This is a genomic window from Stenotrophomonas sp. Iso1, from assembly GCF_027497995.1.
Taxonomy (GTDB): domain Bacteria; phylum Pseudomonadota; class Gammaproteobacteria; order Xanthomonadales; family Xanthomonadaceae; genus Stenotrophomonas.
On sequence record NZ_JAODBT010000001.1, the window covers coordinates 1,528,618 to 1,549,028 of the forward strand.

Annotated in this window: 19 protein-coding genes; 2 read left to right on the forward strand and 17 right to left on the reverse strand. The window is 63.1% G+C overall.

The window, feature by feature from the left end:
* The first annotated feature begins 19 nt into the window (after nucleotides 1–19).
* Nucleotides 20–1,330 (forward strand): hypothetical protein, encoded by a 1,311-nt coding sequence (locus PAN08_RS06620; RefSeq protein WP_269790673.1) that lies wholly within the window; start codon nucleotides 20–22, stop codon nucleotides 1,328–1,330.
* Here the strand turns inward: PAN08_RS06620 and PAN08_RS06625 are convergent, their stop codons facing one another.
* The 17 genes from PAN08_RS06625 to PAN08_RS06705 form a co-directional block, all read right to left on the reverse strand.
* Nucleotides 1,331–1,792 carry a DUF4442 domain-containing protein gene (locus PAN08_RS06625; protein WP_269790674.1) on the reverse strand — a complete coding sequence of 154 codons (462 nt, stop codon included), beginning with the start codon at nucleotides 1,790–1,792 and terminating at the stop codon, nucleotides 1,331–1,333. It lies immediately after the preceding gene.
* 62 nt (nucleotides 1,793–1,854) lie between these two features.
* Nucleotides 1,855–3,486 carry a CHASE2 domain-containing protein gene (locus PAN08_RS06630; RefSeq protein WP_269790675.1) on the reverse strand — a complete coding sequence of 544 codons (1,632 nt, stop codon included), beginning with the start codon at nucleotides 3,484–3,486 and terminating at the stop codon, nucleotides 1,855–1,857.
* Nucleotides 3,483–5,138 carry a FecR domain-containing protein gene (locus PAN08_RS06635; RefSeq protein WP_269790676.1) on the reverse strand — a complete coding sequence of 552 codons (1,656 nt, stop codon included), beginning with the start codon at nucleotides 5,136–5,138 and terminating at the stop codon, nucleotides 3,483–3,485. The genes PAN08_RS06630 and PAN08_RS06635 overlap by 4 nt, the downstream gene beginning before the upstream one ends.
* 157 nt (nucleotides 5,139–5,295) lie before the next feature.
* Complete coding sequence (gene trxA / locus PAN08_RS06640) at nucleotides 5,296–6,156, reverse strand: thioredoxin (protein WP_269790677.1); 861 nt, start codon at nucleotides 6,154–6,156, stop codon at nucleotides 5,296–5,298.
* Nucleotides 6,157–6,530: 374 nt separating this feature from the next.
* Nucleotides 6,531–7,232 (reverse strand): DUF2968 domain-containing protein, encoded by a 702-nt coding sequence (locus PAN08_RS06645; protein WP_269790678.1) that lies wholly within the window; start codon nucleotides 7,230–7,232, stop codon nucleotides 6,531–6,533.
* Nucleotides 7,233–7,383: 151 nt separating this feature from the next.
* Nucleotides 7,384–9,528 carry a TadG family pilus assembly protein gene (locus PAN08_RS06650; protein WP_269790679.1) on the reverse strand — a complete coding sequence of 715 codons (2,145 nt, stop codon included), beginning with the start codon at nucleotides 9,526–9,528 and terminating at the stop codon, nucleotides 7,384–7,386.
* Nucleotides 9,529–9,536: 8 nt separating this feature from the next.
* Nucleotides 9,537–9,932 carry a DUF3613 domain-containing protein gene (locus PAN08_RS06655; protein WP_269790680.1) on the reverse strand — a complete coding sequence of 132 codons (396 nt, stop codon included), beginning with the start codon at nucleotides 9,930–9,932 and terminating at the stop codon, nucleotides 9,537–9,539.
* The gene (locus PAN08_RS06660) at nucleotides 9,929–10,750 is read right to left on the reverse strand and encodes a Flp pilus assembly protein TadD (RefSeq protein ID WP_269790681.1); all 822 of its coding nucleotides are present in this window, start codon (nucleotides 10,748–10,750) and stop codon (nucleotides 9,929–9,931) included. Before PAN08_RS06660 ends, PAN08_RS06655 begins: the two co-directional genes overlap by 4 nt.
* Nucleotides 10,750–11,682 carry a type II secretion system F family protein gene (locus PAN08_RS06665; protein ID WP_269790682.1) on the reverse strand — a complete coding sequence of 311 codons (933 nt, stop codon included), beginning with the start codon at nucleotides 11,680–11,682 and terminating at the stop codon, nucleotides 10,750–10,752. Before PAN08_RS06665 ends, PAN08_RS06660 begins: the two co-directional genes overlap by 1 nt.
* A 40-nt stretch (nucleotides 11,683–11,722) precedes the next feature.
* Nucleotides 11,723–12,637, reverse strand: a complete 915-nt coding sequence (locus tag PAN08_RS06670) for a type II secretion system F family protein (protein ID WP_269790683.1) — start codon at nucleotides 12,635–12,637, stop codon at nucleotides 11,723–11,725.
* Entirely contained in the window at nucleotides 12,634–13,986 is a 1,353-nt protein-coding gene (locus tag PAN08_RS06675; RefSeq protein WP_269790684.1) for a CpaF family protein, read from the reverse strand. The genes PAN08_RS06670 and PAN08_RS06675 overlap by 4 nt, the downstream gene beginning before the upstream one ends.
* A gap of 2 nt (nucleotides 13,987–13,988) precedes the next feature.
* Nucleotides 13,989–15,236 (reverse strand): fimbrial protein, encoded by a 1,248-nt coding sequence (locus PAN08_RS06680; protein ID WP_269790685.1) that lies wholly within the window; start codon nucleotides 15,234–15,236, stop codon nucleotides 13,989–13,991.
* A gap of 28 nt (nucleotides 15,237–15,264) precedes the next feature.
* Nucleotides 15,265–16,515, reverse strand: coding sequence for a type II and III secretion system protein family protein (locus tag PAN08_RS06685; RefSeq protein ID WP_269791193.1), 1,251 nt, complete (start codon nucleotides 16,513–16,515; stop codon nucleotides 15,265–15,267).
* A gap of 80 nt (nucleotides 16,516–16,595) precedes the next feature.
* On the reverse strand, nucleotides 16,596–17,663 hold the full coding sequence (gene cpaB, locus PAN08_RS06690) for a Flp pilus assembly protein CpaB (protein WP_269790686.1): 1,068 nt from the start codon (nucleotides 17,661–17,663) through the stop codon (nucleotides 16,596–16,598).
* 33 nt (nucleotides 17,664–17,696) lie between these two features.
* On the reverse strand, nucleotides 17,697–18,179 hold the full coding sequence (locus PAN08_RS06695) for a pilus assembly protein (RefSeq protein ID WP_269790687.1): 483 nt from the start codon (nucleotides 18,177–18,179) through the stop codon (nucleotides 17,697–17,699).
* Nucleotides 18,172–18,702, reverse strand: a complete 531-nt coding sequence (locus tag PAN08_RS06700) for a prepilin peptidase (protein ID WP_269790688.1) — start codon at nucleotides 18,700–18,702, stop codon at nucleotides 18,172–18,174. Before PAN08_RS06700 ends, PAN08_RS06695 begins: the two co-directional genes overlap by 8 nt.
* Before the next feature lie 18 nt (nucleotides 18,703–18,720).
* Entirely contained in the window at nucleotides 18,721–18,909 is a 189-nt protein-coding gene (locus PAN08_RS06705) for a Flp family type IVb pilin (RefSeq protein WP_269790689.1), read from the reverse strand.
* A gap of 481 nt (nucleotides 18,910–19,390) precedes the next feature.
* Between PAN08_RS06705 and PAN08_RS06710 the strand changes: the two genes are divergently transcribed.
* Entirely contained in the window at nucleotides 19,391–20,344 is a 954-nt protein-coding gene (locus tag PAN08_RS06710; RefSeq protein ID WP_269790690.1) for a helix-turn-helix domain-containing protein, read from the forward strand.
* Nucleotides 20,345–20,411 lie beyond the last annotated feature (67 nt).

Below are 20,411 nucleotides of genomic sequence, written 5' to 3' on the forward strand. Positions count from 1 at the left end.
GCAAGGGGAGAACATTGTGTTGAACGTACTGCGCTGGAGCGTTCGGGTCTTGGCGGCGGTGGGGCTGGTGGTGGTCGGGGTTTGGCTGGTGTCGCGGCTGATGCCGATGCCCAAGGCGCAACGGGACGCCTTGGCGCTGCTGCGGCCAGTGCCTGCCGGGTTACCGTCGGGTGGCAACGCGTTCGACGGTATCTGGCTGCTCGGGTTTGACGGTGTGCCCGACGCCGAGCGCGAGGGGATCGTTGCTGAAGACGGCACGCGAATGCAGCGTCTGGCTGAACGGCCTGACGATGCGCCGATGACGCCGGTAGATATCGCCAGCGTTGCGCAGGGTCGTTACCCACAGGTGGCTGAGGTGACCTTGCCCTGCCGCTGGCGGGAGGCTGGTTGCCTGGCCCAGGTGCGCGTCGATCCTGATGCAGTAGAAGCGGCACTTGTAGCGCAACGCGGCTTGCTGAAACGGATCGACGCATTGTCTGGTGACAGCCATTACCGCAATCGTTTCAGTGCCGATGCGCGCCTGCCTATTCCGAGCTTCAATCTGCTGCAGCGCTCGCTATCGGCCCATGCGCTTGCCCATGTACAGGGTCGCAGCGATGAGGCGCTGGCAGGCATCTGCAGCGATGTACGCACCGCGAAAGTACTGATGTCGCACAGCGACGGATTGGTGCCGGCCAACATCGGTGCGGCCATGATCGGCGGGAATGTCCGCTTGCTGGCGTCAGTGCTGGCCGAATTGCCGGTGGAGCATCCGCTGCCGGCAACATGCGACGGCGTGTTCGTTGCGCCGGTACCGCAGGCACTGAGCCTGTGCCCGGCGATGCAGGGTGAGTTTGCGATGGTCAGTGGCAGCATTGAGACCACGCCGAGTGGGTTTGCCTGGCTGGCGCTGGACAAGCAGAAAACCGAAGGCCTGCTTGCACTATCGATGGCCGGCGCCTGCAGCCAGCGCACGATGGAAGCTTTGGCGGCGGATATCCCGGCGCAATGGCCGGTTGCATCAAGCAGCCCTCGGCGCTTGGAGTGTGCCGCCAATGCGCTGGGCTGCATCGTCGCACGCATCTCCGGGCCGGCATTCGATAAGCATGGTTTGTCCTTGCAGGACGCTGGCGCGCGCCTGCGACTGGCCGAAGCGTTGTTATGGTTGCGCGCGAACCCGCAGGCCGATGCAAAAGCCGGGTTGGCGCAGATGCCGGCGCGGTTGCGTGAGGGAGCGCGGCCGCTGCTGCTGAGCAGTGATGGCACCAGCCTGGAAGTCACCTCGTATTACGGCAAGGACAACGGTGTTGCCTTTGCGGTGCCTTTGCCGGGCACCGCGACCATGCATTGATCAGCCCGGGCTGCGGGCGTCGGGCTTGAGCCGCACGTACACCTGCTTGCGTACCCGTGCGACCACTTCACCTTGTGCATCGATGATGTCGTTGTCGAACCAGTGCAGGTATTTTTCGCCGCTGGCGGTGGCGGCTTTGACCTCGTCCAGGATGGCGTCGTCGAGCTTGAACTCGGTCCAGACCACGCCCCGGCCGGGCTTGAGAAATTCAATCGCGCCGGCGCGGTCCCACACGAAGTAACGGCTGCCCATGTTCTGCAGCAGGCACAGCATCCAGAACGGGTCGGTCATCGCGAACAGGCTGCCGCCAAAGTGGGTGCCCACGTAGTTCACGTTCCACGGCCGCTGGCGCAGCTCGACCCGTACATGGCGGTAATCGGCGCTGATCTGGGTGACATGGATGCCGGCGAACAGAAATGGCGGCCACAGGTTGATGCCGAAACGAAACAGGCTGGCTTTCATCGCAGGATGGGGTGGACTGAGGGTGGCCAGTCTAGCATTCGCATGCGTATGGTTTGTCGGATTCAGGCTATAGGGGGGTCGGCGCTGTAGGTGTCACGGCCAGCTTCCTTGGCGCGATACAGCGCGGCGTCGGCTGCCTCGAACAAGTGCGCGGGTGTGTTCTGCGCGGTCGGCACCACCGTATAGACACCAATGGTCAGGCTGACCTGCGCCAACTGGCCCTTGTCTACGGTGATGCCCTGCTGGCGTGTGCGTGCAAGCAGGGTTTCGATCAGCTGCACCGCACCGGCTTGCGGGGTGTCGGGCAGGATCACTGCGAATTCATCGCCGCCGAAACGTGCGGCAAGGTCGCGTGGGCGGCGAGCGAGGTCGTCGATGGTGTCGGCGACTTGCCGCAGAACGCGGTCGCCCACGTAGTGGCCGTAGGTGTCGTTGTAGGACTTGAAGTAGTCCACATCGACCAGCAGCAAGCTCAACGGACGGCCACTGCGGCGCGCGGCATCGGTTTCCAGCTGCAGTGTTTCTTCAAAACGCATGCGGTTGGCAAGGCCAGTCAGAGGGTCGCGGTTGGCTTGGTGGCGCCAATAGCGGATACGCCATAGGCCCCAGGCCAGGAGCAGAGCAATGCTGCAGGCCACCGCCGCCACGGGTGCGAACCACAGGTTGAAGGCGCGCAACAGGATGAAACTGAGCAACACCGGTGCCGGTATTGCCACTACGGCCACCAGCCACGGCGGTAGCGAACTGTTGGTGGCCAAGGCGCACAGCATCACCAGCAGGGCCACAAAGAATATCTGCGCCGGCGGCATCAACGGCAGGATGGCGTGGTGCGCGAGCAGCATGGAGGCGACATTGGCTTGGTACTCGCTGCCGCTCATCCATCGCTCATGCGAGGTAGGTGTGAGCAGGCGGGGGGCCACGCCGCTGGCGGTCATGCCCACGATCACCCGCCGCCCATGCAGCAGGCCAGGCGCGATGCGTCCTTCCAGCACATCACTGTAGGACACTTGCGGAAATGTGCCCGGTGGGCCGGCGTAACGCAGGCGAACGTAGTGGTCGCGGTGCCACTGGTAGGGCGAGAGGGCCATGTCCTGTGGGCTGGGCAACCCCGGCACCGGATCAACGTGACCGGCCAAGGCCATGCCGAGTGCTGGCCAATAGGCCGAGCCGATGCCGGCCTTGAGGTACAGGCCACGTGCGACGCCGTCGCCTTCGATCTCGATGTCGGTGTGCGCCAGCAGTGCGGCGGCTGAAGCGATCACCGGGACTGGCATCAGCTCTTCGGGAACTGCCTCGTCGCTGGGCGCGACGGCCAACACCGGCAGCAGCACGTTGCCGCTGCGCTTGATCGCGTCGGCCAGCAGCGTGTCTTGTTCGCGGTCCTTGCGGTCGGGCTCGATGAACAACAAATCCAGTGCGATACGCTCGGCGCCAGCTTGCTGCAGGCGGTCGAGCAGGCGTGCATGCGTGCTGCGCGGCCAAGGCCATTGCCCGAGTTGCTGCAGGCTGTGGTCATCAATGGCGACGATCAACAGGCTTGGATCGGCCTCGTAGTTCCAGTTGCTGACCAGGTGGTCGTAGGCAACTTCATCCTGCTGCCAGAACACGTTGGTGTGACTGATCCAGCCGGCCAACGCACCCATCAAAGCCACCAGCAGCAGTTGTTGATGCCAGCGGAGCCGCAACGTTCTCATAGGGCAAGCAACAGCAGCAAAGCACCGGCGCCTGCGCCGTAGCAGAGCTTGCACGGCAGGTGGATCTGTTGCGCCGGTGAGAACGGGCCCGCGTAGCCATCGTCATCAAGGGTTTGCACCCGCACGTACAGGTTGCCGCCACGCCAGGGTTGTTTCAGTGAGACCTCGGGGCTCTCCACTTCGCGGTCGAGCAGCGGCCGGGAGAAATCCGGGTGGCGGTCGATCTGCACGCGGTAGCGCTGGCCCTCTTGCCCCGCTTGCCAGCGAAGGGTGAATTGACCCTTCTGGCTCTTGTCCGACTGCAGCTGCGGGTCTTGTGGGGCATCGCTGATCTGCAGTGGCAGCGCTTGTCCGTAACGACCGCGCTGGCCTTGTGCATCCAGCGAGGCAACTCGCCAAAAGTAGTCGCCCGGCTCAAGCGCGGACGGCGCGCGAACGCGGTTGCCGCGCGTTTCTTGTTCCAGCACCGGCTGCAGGAACAGCGGCTCGCGGGCGATCTGCAATGAAGTGCTGGTTGCACCGGGCACCACCGCCCATTCAAAACGGGGCTGCGGCTGGTGCACGGTCTGGCCATGCAGCGGCGCTAGTGTCAGCGGCGCTGGCAGACCATCGGGGACGGTAAAGGCGTGTCCGGCGTCGAGACCTTCTACTCCCTCGGCGCTGACTGCACGCACCAGTAGCCGCAGCTGGCCTGGGGGCAGGTTGTCGATCTGCACTCTGGGTTCGGCAAGGTCGCGGGCGAACAGGAGCACTTCGGGTGCATCGGCCTGTACTACCTCGACGCGATAGCCGACGGCGCCGGCCACGGGTTGCCAGGCTGCCAGCAATGGCAGGGGCGCCAGCCGCAGCTGGGACGGCTCGATGTGCGGGGCGGGCAGCATCGCGTGTACAGGTGCCGGGGCAGCACTGCTCGAAGCGCTGATGGCGGCGTAACCAGGTTCAACCAGCCGTTGGCCTAGGTGGTTGCTCACTTGCACGCGGCCTTCCACCACCTCAGTAGAGGCCGCGGCGCCCGCGTCGCCAGCACTCACCCGGAATACCGTGCCGCGCACGCTGCTGGTCGCGGTAGGGGCCGTGATCATGTAACGCGAGGCCGGACCGCGTGCCGGCGTTACCCGGCTGCTGCTGCGCCCGCGTTGCAGCCGGATGCGCGTATCGACCATGCCGGTGCTGCCGTAACTGCTGAGCTGGTCCAGTTGGAGTTGCGCGTTTTCGCGCAGCAGCAAGTGCGAGTCATCGGCAAATTTCAGCGTGAGGCTGGCGTCGGCGCCAGTCTGTACTTCACTGCCGATGGGCAGCAGCATGCCTTCGCGAACGGGTTGTGAGCCGATCCCCGCACCGGTCACCTGCACGGGGCCGCGCACTGCCACGACGCGTGCTGGAGCCGGTTCAACCCGCAACCACGCAATCGGAAAACGCAGCGTTTGGCCGGGCGGCAGACGATAAGGATCGGAGACGGCGTTGTGCTGTTTCAGCTGTTGCCAAGGCACAGTGGGCTTGAGATAGCGGGCGCCCAAGTCCCACAGGTTGTCGCCGGGACGGATGCGATAGCTCCAGTCCTGCGCACCGACGGACGGGGCGTTGAACAGCAAAAGGCTGGCAAGCAGCACCTTGAAAAAATGGTGCAGGAATTGCGGATTCTGCAAGGTCACGGAAATCTCGTCCTCAGGTACGGGCCCCCGGAGCCCGGTTTCCAAGCCGTGCATCTCCATCCCCCCGGATACCGCAATACCGCTGCGGCGCGATCAAAACTGATCCAGCGCTGCATTATCAGGCAGGCGGAGTTTCGCCTGCCTGAACGCGTGCGGCTCAGAACAGTAGCGAGGACATCCGACGACGGTAGCGGCCGACCAGATCTTCATCCTCGATGACTCGGAATGCGTCGATCAGCGCCTTCTTGGGCAGGTTGTCGCGGAAAGTGCGGTCGATACGCAGCATTTCGATGAATTGCTCCAGTGCAGCCTCGTCCTCGCCCCCGAGCAGGTGATGAATGCCGAGCTGATAACGGGCTTCCAGGTCGTTGCCGTCGGCCTGAATGCGATTGACCAGTACATCGGTGGCCGGTGCACCCTTCAGTGCGTTGCTGAAATCCAGGCGGGCACGCGCGCGTATGGCGCGATCATCAGTGGCCAGGTTGGCGGGCAGGGCGTCGAGCAGCGGGTCAGCTTCTTCGGCAGCGCCAATCTTGAGCAGGGCCAGCACGAGGTCGAGCTTGAGTTCGTCTTTGTCGGGGTCGGCAATGATGGCCTCACGCAACGCGGCGACCTCGGCGTGAGGGTCAAGCGGCAGCGCCTCGGGCTCCGCGGTGGCGGGGGCAGCCTCCAGCGGCAGCACGCCGTGCTGGGTGAGGAATTCGCGCAGTTGGCCTTCGGGCATGGCGCCGGGGAAGCCATCAACGATCTGCCCGTCCTTGATCAGGAACACCGTGGGCACCGAGCGGATCTGGAAGGCCGCAGCGACCTGCTGCTCCTTGTCCACGTCCACCTTGGCCAATTCGAAGGCGCCGTTGTACTCACCGGCCAGCTTCTCCAGAAGCGGCCCCAGACTCTTGCATGGCCCACACCAGGTGGCCCAGAAGTCGACCAGCACCGGTGTCTGCATGGATTTCTGCAGAACCTCGGCCTCGAAGGTCTCGGTGGTGGCTTCGAAAACGTGGGGGAGTTCGCTCATAACGGGATTCTGGCTGGCAGGGATTTTCTTTATGGTGACGATTGCGCGGGTTCTCAACCACTCCGGCGGTGGCGTTTTGCAGGGCGATGCAATTCTTGAAACGCATTGTGCAGCCGCTGTAGGTGATGCCGTAGTGCAGGTCTGTGGGGTGATTGAATCTGTGGTTCGCTTCGTCGCCTACATTGCCTTGCTTCAGTTGGCTGAACTAAATCCGGCTAAACACGCCGCGTGCAAATGGCGCGTGGGCGGCCGGGAAACCAAGAGAGAAATAAAAAAGCCCCACTCGATACGCTCAATGAGTTCGAGTGAGGCTCTTCTGTGCACGTGGACAGCGTGTGCCAAGGGCGGGCTGTTCGTATGCACTGCAACGGGACTCAGTGCTGTGCGGGCAGCTCCACGACGGGTGTTACCGCAGCTGCCGGGGCAACCGCAGGTGCGGGCGGCAGCGACAATTCCGGGTTGATCTGCTGGGCCTGTAGTGCCTTGATCTGCTTGTCCAGCGTTTCGAGCTGGGAGTTGGTGGCGCGCAGGTCCGAGCTCAATGCCACCGCCTGTTGCTTGCGCTCCTGCAGCGCGTTGCTGACCTGCATCGACTGCTGGCGCTGCTGCTCCACTTCCTGCTGCAGGCCGCGCAGGCGACGTTCGTTCAACGCCACCAGCTTTTCGCTGTAGGCCTTGCCGGCCTGCAGTCGAACCGTGTCCAGGTAAACCTGGGCCAGCTGTTTGGTCTGGTCGGCGAAGGTGACATACAGCGTCTCCGCGTTCTCTACCGAGTCGGTGCGGATGACCCGCCAGAACTCTTTTTCGTGGAACAGCGCCACGTAGTAGTTCATCGAGTCGGCATGAAACAACAGGCTTGCGCCGTAGTTGCCGTTGTAGGTGGTACGCAGTTCGGTCAACTCGCGGTTGTTCATCAGCCGCTGCAGCTCGGCAACCGTGTTGCCAACGGCGGTGTCCTCGCTGTTGGCAGGTGCGGCGGGCGGCTCGGCTTCACCGCGCTGCCAACGCCCAGCCAACGCATGAGGGGCGGCCACGAGGCCAACAACCAGCAATGCCCAAGCCAATCGGGCCGGCAATCTCTCGATCCTTCTCATAGATCCTCGTAATTCCCCCGAATTGCGATGGCCGTCGCAGATGCTGATTGCGTACGGGTCGGCGCCGAGCATAGCACGCGTGTCAGTGGTGAAAAGCGCTGTGCCGCAACGATTCGCCGGGCCGTTGACGGGTTCATTCCACCAACTGGCTGCGGCCACATTGGATCGACTGCATGTGCACATCGCTGCGGCCCAGTTGCAGGCCCAGCACGTCGGACAGAATCACCGACAGCAACCTGCCCACGCCATCCAGCAGCGGCCGCAAGGTGTTGTCGATGACAGGTTTGAGTAGCAGACACAGTACGCTGGAACAGCTGCCGCCGCCGGTGACCGGGTTGTAGCCGCCGGTGCCGCTCAGGCCGCCGGGTTTGGTCTGCAGATACTTGGCCAAGGCGTTCTCCACGCAGCTGTTGTAGGCCAGCAGCCCGGCCAGCAGGCCTTTGCATGAAGTGATGCCGAGCACATCGAGCAGGCCGCCAATGATGCTGGGGTCGCTGACGTTGGTTTCGTAGAGAAAGCCCGCCCACACATTGCCGTCCACCTTCTTTGGCGTGCAGCCGAGCAGCCAGTAGTCGCAAGTGGGAATCTGCGTGTTCCAGTTACCCAGCGCGGGCAGCGTGGCGCTGCCGTCGCGCAATGCCGTCACCACCGCGTCGGGCTGATAAAAGCCGTTGACCTTGGTGCTTTCCAGATACTGACGCGCGAGGTCTTTGGCCGCATCGGTGCTGCTGCCTTGCGGTGCAAACAGCGATTGCAGCGTGCCCAGCAGTGCGCTGACCAAGTCGGATACCAGCTTGCCTACCTGCAGGTCGTTGGGTTTGACGGTGCCGGTCTGGCCTTCGCTGAGTACCAGTTGGTCGTGGTTGGGCAGCGCGGGCAGGGCGATCTTGTGGGTGAGCACATTGCGGCCGAGCAGGGTGATCAGTTGCTCGTTGCCCAGACCGGTACTGCACAGTTCGCGGGTGGAATCCCACGGCGTGGTCGCCTTGCCGATACAGACATTGGCGATGGGGCTTTCCACGTCGACCGTGGCAGTGGCCGGTTGCGCGCTGCAATTGATGGCCGACAGCCGGCCAAAGCCGTCGATCACATCGATGTAGGTGGGCAGCTTGATGCGTGTACCGAGGAAATTCAGTGCCTGGCCCAGTCCCAGTGGCAGGTAATGCGAATCGATGTCGAGGAACAACCGCACCTGGCTGTTGTAGGCCGTGGTGCCCACGGGGCCTATGGCGATGGAGGCGGGCTCGACGATGCTGGCTTTGGCCCGCAGCAGCGGCAGATCCAGTTGTGGAATGGCAAAAGCGTGTTTGGAGTTGGCGATGGAAATGCTAGTGCCGAGCAGGTCCAGCGCGTTGAGGTCCACGTCCAGCGCGCCGCTGGCCGCATTGGCGCCCCCCGCAATGGTTGCGAACAAGCCGCTGCTGGTGGCAGTGGAGCCCAGTTGCACCAATACATCGCTCAAGCCCACACCCAACAACTTCTGTTGCAGCAGCCCCAGGTTGATGTTTGCCACGCCTTGTTGGTCAGCGAGGTCGGCCATGACATCCAGCAACTTGGCGACGCTGATCTGTTTGGTTGCCAGCAGGCTGTTGAGCTCGCCGGCACTGATGTCCACCGCTACCGGGATGCCCAATGCTTCCAGCAGGCCGCGCGGGGTGATCTTGACGTTTGCCAGCCCTTGATAACTGCCGATCTGGGTTTGGGTGAGGTCAACGCCGACCAGCCGCAGCAAGCCCTGCAGCGGGGCGCTGCTGTTGACGTTGAGTAATCGCGAGCCAACGCTGAAGGCGGCCTGTGGTTCGGTGCGGCGGGCTACCGCAGTGGCGCTGATGACCGGCATGGCACCCAACTGGCCAAAAAACGGAACGGACTGACGCGATGCGGTGACACGCACTGCGTTCAATGGGCGCGTGGCGGTGATGGCGACAAAGCGCGCGTTACTGGGCAGCTCCGCACCCCAGTAGCCGCAGTGGATTTCGAGTGTGCCGGCAAAGGCGTTGTCGCCTACCGCGTTTTTGCGTGCGGCGAGGTTGTCTGCGTAGTCGGTGGTGCACAGTTCCAGGCGTTGGGCGCCGGCCAGCGCGGCCAGGTCGGCGGTCTTCTGTACGTCGCGCTTGGCCCAGTAGAGATAACCCACTTCCACCAGGCCAAGGATGACCACCAGACCGAGCAGCAACAGCATCATCATCACCGCCATGCCACCGCGCTGACGCGCAGCCGTGCTTCGCGGAAAGGGGTATCGCTGGCTGTTGCCGGACTGCAGGGACTGGCGTTTCATGGCGTGCCTCAGCGGCTGCTGCCGCCTTGCTTGGAATTGGGCAGGGCGCCCTCGAAGTACTCGGGGATCGGGTGATCGAAACTGTTGAGGTAACGCTGGTAGCTGCGGGTGGCGGTTTCGCCGAGCATCGGCAGTGCATTGCCGGCATTGCTGCCATCGGCCTGCATACGCAATAAGGCGCGCGTGGTATCGCCGATCTGCGGGCGATATGGCGCGCTTGTCAGTGGAGCGGTGTTGGCGGCGGGTGCAAACACTGCATCCGTGGGTGTCGCAGGTGGCGTGGGCGAGGAGGTTGCTGACGCATCGGCCATGCGCTCGATCAGCGGTGTGTGCTGGGCATTGGCGGTAGCGGTGGCAAGTAACCCGGCCAGCAGCAGGGAAGCGATCATGGGACGCTTGCTCATTGCACTGTCTCCTGCGGTTGGGCGGTGGTGGGGGTGAAACGGTCCAGCATTGATCGCGGCGGCAATGGTTGCAGCGCGGGTGCTTGCGAACCTTGTTGTGCTGCGAGCGCGGCAGGTACGTTGTTGGCCTCGCCCCCCATTGCCATGGGCCTGCGCAGTGCTGATGCCAAACGCAGGATTTCCTGACGCGTGGCCTGCGGCAAATTGGCGCGCTGGATCATGGCCTCGGCCATCTCGGGCCGACCGTCGAGCAAGGCCCACAGGGCCAGATTGGACACCGCGCGCGCATTGCCGGGGGCCAGCTCGGCGGCCTTGGCCAGTGGTGCGCGGGCCTTGCCGACATCGCCCGATTGCAGCAACGCAAAACCCAGGTCGCCCAGGTAGGCAACGTTGAGGGGATCAATCTGTACGGCGTTCTGCAATGCGAGCTGCGCGCCGGCTGCATCGTTGGAGGCGGCGGCGATGAGTCCAAGCCCGTGCCAAGCCTGTGCGGCTTGGGGGCCCTTGGTCAGCGTGCGGTATTGCTGAGTGGCGGCGCTGCGCTCGCCGGTTTCGCGCAGGGCATCGGCTTGCAGGATGCGTAGCTCCGGTATATCGCCAAAGCGCTGCCGGAAGGCATCGATATGTGCCAGCGAGGCAAAGTAGGCCCCCTGGGTTTGCATCTGTTTGATCAGGTCCAGGTACATGCCGCGATCGTTCTGCGGTGTTTCCACCAAGGCCGGTTCGACCGGCGGGATTTTGTAGGCGGCGCGGTTGTTGCCGCAGCCGACAATCAGTACTGGCAGCAGCAGGACTGACACGTACGTGGTTATGCGCATCACATTCCCCTGACTGCGTTGACCAGCGAAATGATCGCCGGACCGCCGAGTACCAGCATCAATGCCGGCAGCAGCGTGATCATCATCACCACGGTCATTTTCACCGAGAGCTTCCCCACCTTTTCTTTCATCTTCATTCGCCGTTGTTCGCGCAAGCGCATGCCGAACTGCTTGAGGGGCTCTTGTACGGCGCCACCGTGTTGATGCACCTGCAGGATCATCTGCATCAGGCTGCGCAGGTCGTCGTTGCCGAATGATTCGGACAGCCTCCGCAGTGATTGTTCGCGGCTGCGTCCACGCGTGTAGGCCGCGTTTGCCTGTTGTAATTCCTTGCCCAGCACCGGAACGGCAATATGCAGTTTTTCGCCCATCATCTGCAGGCTTTGGTCGATGCTGAAACCGACGCCCTGCAGCAACCGCAGCAGGTCGATGAGCAGCGGCAGTTCGTCGTCTACTTTCTTGCGCAAGCGTCCTGCCCACGTGCGCAACACCAGTTTTGGCAGCAGGATGCCGAGAGCGAAGCCGACCAGCAGTACGATCAATGCCTGTCCACCTTGCGGGCGTAACAGCACCAAGCCCAGTACTGGCAGGGCCAGCGCAAGAATGATCCGCAAAGCCAGGAACACGGCGGTGCCGGTGGTGTGGTTCCAGCCCACTTGTTCCAGCAACAGACGGTCCTCCGGTGCCAGCAATGCCTTCTGTACGCGGCTGCCGTCGAAGTGCTGACCGATGGCGGACAGATCTGCCAGCCGTTGCTGCCACCAGGTGCGTGGTGCCGTGGTCTCCGGTGCAATGTGTTTGACGCTGTCCAGTGCGGTCTGCAGCGTGGCACTGGCCTGTTGTGAGCGCCGACCGTGGTACAGCAGGCCGGCCACGGCCAATAGCAACGCCAACACTACCAGCATCAAGGACAGCGACAACAGCAGGTTCATGGTGTGCTCCCGGATGCAGCGGAAGGCAGGGTGGAAGGGCTCATAGCGACTTGGCCAAGCGATACAGCAGGAACGCGCCGGCCGCTTCCAGCGCCACTGCCATCAGCAGGACCTTTTTGCCCAGCGGGTCGTGCAACATGGGTTGGAAGAAATCCGGACTGAGCAAAGCCATCATCATGGCCGCCACTATCGGCAGCAGACCCAATACCCAGGCCGACATGCGGGTCTCGGAGGTGGTGGCCTGCAGCTCGCGTTGCACCTCTTCCAGGTCGCGCATGAAGTCGCTCATGCGCTGCAGAATCTGGTCGCTGCGCCCGCCAATGCGGATACTGGTGCCGAGGATCACCGACAGCATTTCCAGAGGGCGTAACCGGTAGGCCTGCGCGGCATGTTGCAGGGCGCGGTCCAGATCCATGCCCGCGCGGGTGTTGCTGAGCGCCGAATCGAGGATGGGACGCAGCGGGGGATCCACATTCTGCGTCGCACTCTGGAACGCCATCGACAGGCTGTTGCCAATGCCTGCCATGCGCACCATGTTTTCGAGGAAATCCGGCATCTGCGCCACCAGCCGTTGCTGGATTTTTTCGATGCGACGAAACAGCCATAACCACAAGCAAAGCAGGTACAAGGCGAGCACAAAGACGCCGAAGCCCACCGAGTTCATGCGCATGCCGGCACCCACACCCGCGAGCACTCCCGGGATGAGCAGTAATACGAGCGTGCGCGGCGATTCCGGCAGGCCAGCGCGGCGCAACAACTCGGCCCAGCGTCGCGTGGGCTTGCGTTGCACGGCGGGATTGTCCGCGTTGCGTTGCGCGTCGGGGTGGGACAGACGGGTTTCTGCATGCTCGGCGGCCGCGCGCTGTTGCACGCGCGTGGCAAGCCCCCACCACAGGCCCATCGCCACGGCGATGAGCAGGAGTGCGGTACTGCCGAGTAGCAGGGGAAGCATCATGCAAAGTTGCCCATGTTGGCTTCACGCAGTTCCTGACGAAACGGTTCGAGCTTGTAGCAATGGGGGTGAAAACCGAGCCCGATCCAACGGTCGCGCTCACGGCTGTCCTGGTCGACCCACGGCTCGTGCTTGAACAACTCCTGGCTGGTGATGATGTTGTCGCTGACGCCGGTGATCTCGGTGATGGAGGTGATGACCCGGCGGCCGCTGCCCAGGCGCGATATCTGCACGATGAAGTTGATGGCGCTGGCGATCTGCCGGCGCAAGCTTTCCTCGCTGCCATTGAAGCCGGCAAAGCCGGCCAGCATTTCCAGGCGGTAGAGACAGTCGCGCGGCGAGTTGGCGTGAATGGTGGCCATGGAGCCGTCATGGCCCGTGTTCATGGCCTGCAGCATCTCCAGCACCTCGGCGCCACGCACTTCGCCGACCACGATGCGGTCCGGCCGCATGCGCAGGCTGTTGCGAACCAGGTCGCGGATACTGACGGCGCCGGCGCCATCGAAGCCACCCAGGCGGCTTTCCAGGCGCACGACGTGTGGATGGTTGAGGGCCAGTTCGGCGGTGTCCTCAACGGTGATCACGCGCTCGTTGTGCGGCACAAACGTGGCCAGCGCATTCAGCAACGAAGTCTTGCCAGAGCTGGTGCCGCCGGAGATGAGGACGTTGCAACGGCCACGCACCAGCGCATGGAGCAGGGCGTACATCGGTTTGTCGAAGGCGCCGCGTGCGAGTAGCTCATCGGGCGTGAACGGATCTTTGCGGAACTTGCGGATCGACACCATCGGGCCATCAACCGCCAGCGGCGAGATGATGGCATTGAGCCGGCCACCGTTGGGCAGGCGCGCATCAACCATCGGATTGGAGTCGTCCAGGCGTCGCCCGAGCGGGGCGATGATGCGGCGCAGGATGCGCAGCAGGTGGCGATCGTCGCTGAAGCGCTGCGTGGCCCGGCGGAGCTGTCCGCCCCTGGAGATGTGCACGTCCTTGTAGCCGTTGATGAGGATGTCCTCGATCTCCGGGTCATGCAGCAGGTCATCCAGTGGGCCGAAGCCGGTCAGCTCCTTGTGCAACGCGTTGGATACGGCTTCCATCTCCTGCGCGTTGACTGGAATCTTCCATTCCTTGACGAACGCAGCGGTCTGGCTTTGGACATATTTTCCGGTGGTCTCGGGCGACCACGCGTCGATGTCGACACGCTGGTCCTCAACGTGATTGAGCAGGTACTCATGCGCTGCGGACAGCACGCTTTGGAACTGTTCGGTCTGCTCGAACGGCACGCTGACGGTCGTTTCGGCTGGTAGCGGCGGGACCATCGGTCGGGCAGGTAGGGGAGTGACTTTGTCTTCCATTGTCATTTGCCCAACAGGTTGGCGAGACGGGTGAGAGGTGAACTGGATGCATGCGTGGCGACATGCTTGCTGTCCAGTGCCTGCAATAGCGGCAGCAGGGCTTTGAGGTAGGGATCGCGCGGTGCGGATTCGGTGAGCAGATGGCCAAGGCCTGCATTCGAGCGGAGTACTCGGGCGCGGTCGGGCAGGGTGGCCAATAGCGGCAGGTTGAAGCGTTGTGCGATCTGCATGTCGCTCAGTCCGCCGTTGGCGTCGAAGCGATTGACGATGAGCTTCAGGCGCGCATCGCGCTGGCCGCGTTGTTCCAACTCACGCATGGTCTGGTCCAGCGACACCAACGAACCGATGGCCTGGTCGGCGACCAGCCAGATATCAGTGGCGTTGTGCAGCAGGCTGGTCGGCAGCAATTGGATGGGCAACCCGCCGGCATCACACAGCGTGGTCGGGAACACACTGCGCAGTCGCTCCAGCAACGCATTGGGCTCATGCTTTTTCAGCAAGGTACCGCTGGCGTTGCCCAGCAGCGACAAGCCGCTGGAATGGTGTGCGAAGGCGGTAGCAGCGAAGGTGCGATCCAGCCGTTCGACATTGCTCAGCGCTTCTTCGTAGCTGAAGTGGCATTCCATGCCCAGGTACAACGCGGCATCGGCTGACGGTTGACCAAGATCGAGCAACAACAATTGACTGGGGTGTTGACCGTGATTGCTGGCAGCGGGCTCCTGCCCGGCCAGCAGAGCACCCAGGTGTGTTGCCAGGGTGCTGGTGCCAATGCCGGCGCGCACGCCCAGCAACAACACCAGGCGCCCGCTGGGTTTGACGTCGGCAGCCGGTGCGGCGACCGGTTTGGCCGTCGACGGCGCGCTGCCAACGCGCTCGAACACTTCCAACATCTGCGCGGTTGTGTTGTCGATGTCGATGAAGTCGCGCACGCCCGAGCGCACTGCCGCCAACAGATGCGTGGCCTGCTCCGGGCCGGTGGTGCCGATGCCGATCAACGACCGGTAGGCCTGCTGCGCATTCAATTGACGTGCAATGTCGGTGGAGTAGGCCGCGTTGCCGCCGCAGTAGTCGAGCAGGATCACAGCCGACTCTGCTGCGCCCTCCAGCATCTGCCGGGGCGCGACTTCGCGGCTGTCTACCCAGCGCAGTTCCACATGCCCGGCCAGCACGCTGCCCAGGCGCGCGATGTGCCGGTTGTCCGGCGCATACAGCACCAACTGCAGGGTGGTCGCGCTTTGGTTCAGGGGCAAGGGCATCACCGAGGACATAAGTTGGGTTTCAGCGTGAGAAGCCGGGCAGTTGATCCGGGCTTGCAGGGTGCAGCAGCCAGGAACCCCATACCGGCAGGTTGGGTTGAGCTTCGCGTTGGCCAGGCAGCGGAATATCGCTGCCGCGTGCCAGCGGCCGTACCAGTCGTGGCGTCACCACGATTACCAGCTCCTTGTCCTCGCGTTGGTAGGAAAGGTTGCGGAAGAACGAACCGATGATCGGCAGATCGCCGAGCAAGGGAATCTTGTTGACCACCGATGACAACTGGCTGCTGACCAGTCCGCCAATGACGAAGCTCTCGCCATCGCCCAGTTCAACCGTGGTATCGGCACGGCGGGTGGAAATTGCAGGGATTTGTGTGCCGTCCAAGCTGATGCCGCGGGTGTAATCCAGGTCGCTGGCTTCCGGCGCCACCTTCAATGAGATGCGGTCGGAGGAAAGTACGGTCGGCGTCACGGTCAAGCCGATGCCGAAGGGCTTGAAGGTCACCGTGGTGGTGCCCAGGCCTTGGGGTTCGAGGATGGGCAGCTCGCCACCGGCCAGGAAGCTGGCGCTCTGGCCTGACAGGGCCACCAGTGTGGGTTCGGCCAGTACGCGCGCCATGCCGTTGCTTTGCAGGATGTCGATGTTGGCATCCCACTTGCCTGGAATGGACTCGGCAATCAATTTGAACGCCGAAGACAGCGCACCGCCATTGCTGCTGCCAGACGGCGCGGTCATGCCATAAGTGAAGCCGCCATTGGTGTTGCTGAAGTTGATGCCGATCTGCCGCAACACCTTTTTGTTGAACTCCACCACTTTCACTTCCACCTGCACCACGCCGCCGTTGTTGATGGTGGCCACATCGTTGATCGCGGCTTTCTCACCCACCGCAGATGCTGCCGCCTTGCGGCTGGCTTCGTGCTCCAGCAGCGAGGCGGAGTTGCCCGAAAGCAGCGCCTGGCCGGCCTGCACCGTCACCGTGCTGCCACCGCCATCGAGCAGACCGCCCTGGATCGCGTTGCGCACTTCCACGCGGATGCGAGTTGGCGTGGCTTGTTTGGTCAACCACAGCAGCAATGTGGTGCTGCCCGGCGATTTGCCGACCAGCAATGCCTCGTTGTTGCGACCAATGCGGGTGATGTCGGCGATGGATGGATCGGCGATGGCGATGCGCTCCACGCCTGTCGGCAGGTTCCAGGGGCGCTGTTCGTTGAGTTCCAGAAGCACCGTGTTGGCGGGCGCTTCGGCATGCGCCAGTGGCGCGACGAACATCGGCATCACGCCCGCACCGAAAAACGCCAGCGCGGTGATGAGGGGAGTGGCTTTGAGTGGACGTAGCAGCAAGTGATGGCCCCCGGTCATGGCGAAGACAGGCGATTGGATGGCGTTGTTCCTCGGATGATTTCGATGCCTTGACGGCTGGCGGCGCGCGGCGTGCGTGGGCGTACCGGTGTCGCTATGGCGGGCGCTGTTGGCCGCGCTGTTCTGCCTTCGGACTCACCGGCCAATGCGGCCAGACTGATGCCGGCATAGGCTTGGTTTTCCGGGCGCGCGGCGGCTTCGGCATCCATGGCGTCCAGATCACGCCGCAGCGGCAGCACCGGCGCTGGCGCAACGAAGATGGAGGCGTCAGCCAGCGCGGTGTCGCCAGGGTTGCGCAGGGCCAGGAACAACTTGCCGCTGTGGGCAGCCAGCAGCAGGCGACCGGCATCCTGCACCGGCACCGCCAGGATGGCGCTACGTGGCGGTGCGGCGTTGCCGTTGGTGCCGCCTGAAGCGCTGCTGTTGTTGCTACGTGAGGCGATGGTTTCTGCTCGGCTTCCAGGTTCCGGTTGGCCCGCTGCGGTCTCGCTTTCCGCTTGCGCGGCAGCCTGTTGCGTGCCGACATCCTCCGCGCCGTAGCCCAATACCCGCAGCCGTGACAACAGCAGCCGCGCCTGTGGGTTGTCGCGTTGTGCTCCGGCGTCGGATGGTGCTTGCAGGCTCATGAAAACATCGACGAAATCGCCGGGGGCGATGCGGTTGCTGACGCCGGCCAGTTCATCAACCGGAATTGCGACAGCGCGCTCGCCGGGTTTGATACCGGCAGCGATGCCTTGCAGCAGCTGCGCACGCGCGACCATGCCGCCTGCGGCGATATCGCTGCTGGGAACACGGCCGACGACATCGGCAATGGACGGGAAGCCTTCGCTGGGTGCCACCTGGAGCTCGGTGGTCGACAGATCGGCTGCTGTGATCGGTTGACCGGCTGGCAGGGCCTTGGTGGTCACTACGACCACGCGTTTGGGCAGCCCCGCTGCAGGCTCGGCCTTGACCGTGACCTCCGGTGAGGACGTGGTTCTTCGGCCGATGCCGAAGGCCAGTATTGCCAGTAGCACGGCAAGCACCAGCAACAGGATGGCGGCGATGCGGATTGCCTTTGGCATGGTGAGACTCCTCCTCCTTGGAGAATGCAGCGGTCAGCGATTACCCAGATCCAACTGCACAACGGCGGTACTGCTGAGTGAATTGCCCATGCTCCAGCTCAGCAGGCGTCCGGTGCCGGGCAAGAAGGGATGGGCGTTGTGGTCGTAGGACGCAATGACGCGGATGCACTGCACGCTGCCATCGGAACTGCAGGCATACGGCTGTGAGACGTTGATGGGCGGCGCATTGGCCGCACTGCAGCTGGGCGTGGACTTGGAAAAGTTCAGCAGCCACTGCATCGAGCGCGCTGCCGCCATGCAGGCATTGGCGCGGCGTTCGGGGATGTCGCCGTAGCGCAACGCCGCGCGCGCGCCTTCACCGGCAGCCAGCGCCAGCGATTGCTGAGCGGCAAACACCATCACGCCTGTGAAGGTAACCAGCAGCAGCGGCAGTACGCCGAACATCATCAAAAAAGCGAATTCCAGGGTGATCACGCCGCGTGTGTTGCGACGTTGCGGCAGTCTGCGCTTAGACATACCCACCTCCGTGCAGCACGTAGCCGATCATTGCGATGCCCAGATAGGCCGCGTAGGGAATGCCTGCGCGTCCCTGTCGTGCGGCGCGTAGGTTCAATTGCCAATCCTGCAGCCAGCCGTTGCCCTGATAGGCCACGTTGGCCTTGTGCAAGGAAGCTGGCACATAGCGCACCGCCAAGGGCCACGTGACGACGAGGAGCGCGTGACCCCCGGCGGCCAGACTGGCGCAGACCCAGATGGGCAGCAGCGCCTTGGCACCGAGCAGAAAACCGATGGTCGAAAACAATTTGACGTCACCTGCGCCCATCCAGCCGATGAGATGGAATGGGAGCAGTACCGCCAACCCGATGACACCACCCAGCAGACAATCAGCAACGGACGGCGTTGCGCCACCGACGGCCTGTGCAAACACGGCCATCCCCAGCACCGCCAACAACGCGCGGTTGCTCACGCGCCGTGCCGTCAGGTCGCTGATGGCGACCTGCAGGCCCAGCAGGAGTGCGGTGAGGGCGATGAGCGTCATGTCAGTGGCCGTCTGTTGTCAGGCGGCAGGCGTGTCGCTGCCGGCGATGGCAGCCTCGAGCTTGGTCAGAATAGACTGGAAAACAGCGGTTAAGCCGTCACGAGCGAAGAAGAGAATGATGCCGGCGACCACGGCTGCCAACAGCCCGTACTCAAGTGCGGTGACACCATCCTCTTCCTTGAAGAACTTCCGGATCTGAGCGTTCATAGCGTTCTCCCTGATGACCCGGTGTCGGTGATGCTCCGACCGACAGCCGGGCAAAACTGGGCATTCCTGCCCGAAGTGGTCTTTGGGATTGCTTGATACCGACCGGTGTGTCGATAGCGGTTCGGGTGACCGTGCGTAGTACGGCTTCCCCGGCCGTTGCTTCCGTCTTGCCCCTGTCGGCACGCATGGCATGCCCGAGAGCATCATTGCAATGTGTGTGTGAAGAGAGATGCGCGAATTCGGCAAAAAACAACTCTTTTTCATATCTGTGACAGAGATCGCTGTTTTGATGGCGCGCTCTTACGAGGCGCTCATTGTTTCTTTGTCAGTATCAGTACCAAGCAAATAGACATGGTCACTCGCCCACTGCTTTTTGTAGGAAATTTCGGGATGTGCGTCGGGGATTGCAGGCTGCAGTTCCAGCCTGCAATGGATAGTCGCTTCTAAGGCGCGTTCCTTCGGGGATCGCAAAGGCGTTCACATGGATGCGGTTGCTGACGGTCGGGGTTTGCGGTCGTTCGATCTGGCTGCGCTTGGGAGTACCTTGCGCGTCTGCCATGTCGAGTTGGTCCTGCTTGACGATCAGCCGCCGGCAGCCGCTATTTCGTCTTTTGTCCATGACCAGGCACTGCTTTGCACTTTTCAGATTGGTGCGCGTGCGCGCGGCCGTTTCGTGCTGCCGGTGGACTGGTGCCTGCTCGGCTGGTTGCAGGCGGTAGATGCCGAGACCAGTTGGTGCCACGGCGTGCCACTGACCTCAGGCAACATTATTTCGGTGATGCCCGAGGGCGTTACCGAATTCGCGTTGGGCGCGGGCAGTCGCGTCACGTTTGTACTGGTGCCGCTCAAGCGTTTCCAAGAAAGGGCTGCCGCGCAGCGCCTGGGTGGACTGGGTGAGGAGCCAGCGGGCGTGCCGTTGGTCAGTGGGCGCCCGCATATTCCCTTGCAGGCTTACTACCAGGGGCTGCATGAGCGCATCGCGCAGGGCGAAGTCACCAGCGGCGAAATCGAAGCGATGCTCGATGCTCATGTAAAGGAACTGGTCGCCAATGGTCCGGTCGAGCGGATGAACTGCAATCGCAGCCGCCGCGTGCGTTACCTGATCTTCCGTCGCGCCGAAGACTTGATGTATGCCAATTTGCGCCGGCATATCTATATGCAGGAGCTGTGCGATGCGGCTGGCGTAAGCGAGCGTGCATTGCGCTATGCGTTTGAAGAGCTGGTGGGCATTTCGCCAGTGCGTTACCTGTCGATGCTGCGGTTGTGTGAAGCCTGCCGCAGCCTTTCCAGTGCCGATGCCGGCCGCAAGTCGGTCAAATCCATCGCGCTGAGCTGTGGGTTGTGGGACTTGTCGCGTTTTGCCGACAACTATCGCCGGGTGTTTGGTGAACTCCCCAGCGAAACCCTGATGCGCGGGACCTATACGCCCGCCTGAGCGCTGCGTTTCTGCCCCTGCGTGACGCGCATCAGCCAATAACCTCGATTGCCGAATACGTGCATCG

What these genes read in the sequence shown, in the direction of transcription:
- trxA (WP_269790677.1), bottom strand. Translation starts at nt 6,156, where the DNA reads ATGAGCGAACTCCCCCACGTTTTCGAAGCCACCACCGAGACCTTCGAG.
- PAN08_RS06705 (WP_269790689.1), bottom strand. Translation starts at nt 18,909, where the DNA reads ATGAACGCTCAGATCCGGAAGTTCTTCAAGGAAGAGGATGGTGTCACC.
- PAN08_RS06665 (WP_269790682.1), bottom strand. Translation starts at nt 11,682, where the DNA reads ATGAACCTGCTGTTGTCGCTGTCCTTGATGCTGGTAGTGTTGGCGTTG.
- PAN08_RS06670 (WP_269790683.1), bottom strand. Translation starts at nt 12,637, where the DNA reads ATGATGCTTCCCCTGCTACTCGGCAGTACCGCACTCCTGCTCATCGCC.
- PAN08_RS06650 (WP_269790679.1), bottom strand. Translation starts at nt 9,528, where the DNA reads ATGAAACGCCAGTCCCTGCAGTCCGGCAACAGCCAGCGATACCCCTTT.
- PAN08_RS06695 (WP_269790687.1), bottom strand. Translation starts at nt 18,179, where the DNA reads ATGTCTAAGCGCAGACTGCCGCAACGTCGCAACACACGCGGCGTGATC.
- PAN08_RS06630 (WP_269790675.1), bottom strand. Translation starts at nt 3,486, where the DNA reads ATGAGAACGTTGCGGCTCCGCTGGCATCAACAACTGCTGCTGGTGGCT.
- PAN08_RS06675 (WP_269790684.1), bottom strand. Translation starts at nt 13,986, where the DNA reads ATGGAAGACAAAGTCACTCCCCTACCTGCCCGACCGATGGTCCCGCCG.
- PAN08_RS06655 (WP_269790680.1), bottom strand. Translation starts at nt 9,932, where the DNA reads ATGAGCAAGCGTCCCATGATCGCTTCCCTGCTGCTGGCCGGGTTACTT.
- cpaB (WP_269790686.1), bottom strand. Translation starts at nt 17,663, where the DNA reads ATGCCAAAGGCAATCCGCATCGCCGCCATCCTGTTGCTGGTGCTTGCC.
- PAN08_RS06625 (WP_269790674.1), bottom strand. Translation starts at nt 1,792, where the DNA reads ATGAAAGCCAGCCTGTTTCGTTTCGGCATCAACCTGTGGCCGCCATTT.
- PAN08_RS06710 (WP_269790690.1), top strand. Translation starts at nt 19,391, where the DNA reads ATGGATGCGGTTGCTGACGGTCGGGGTTTGCGGTCGTTCGATCTGGCT.
- PAN08_RS06685 (WP_269791193.1), bottom strand. Translation starts at nt 16,515, where the DNA reads ATGCCGATGTTCGTCGCGCCACTGGCGCATGCCGAAGCGCCCGCCAAC.
- PAN08_RS06700 (WP_269790688.1), bottom strand. Translation starts at nt 18,702, where the DNA reads ATGACGCTCATCGCCCTCACCGCACTCCTGCTGGGCCTGCAGGTCGCC.
- PAN08_RS06660 (WP_269790681.1), bottom strand. Translation starts at nt 10,750, where the DNA reads ATGCGCATAACCACGTACGTGTCAGTCCTGCTGCTGCCAGTACTGATT.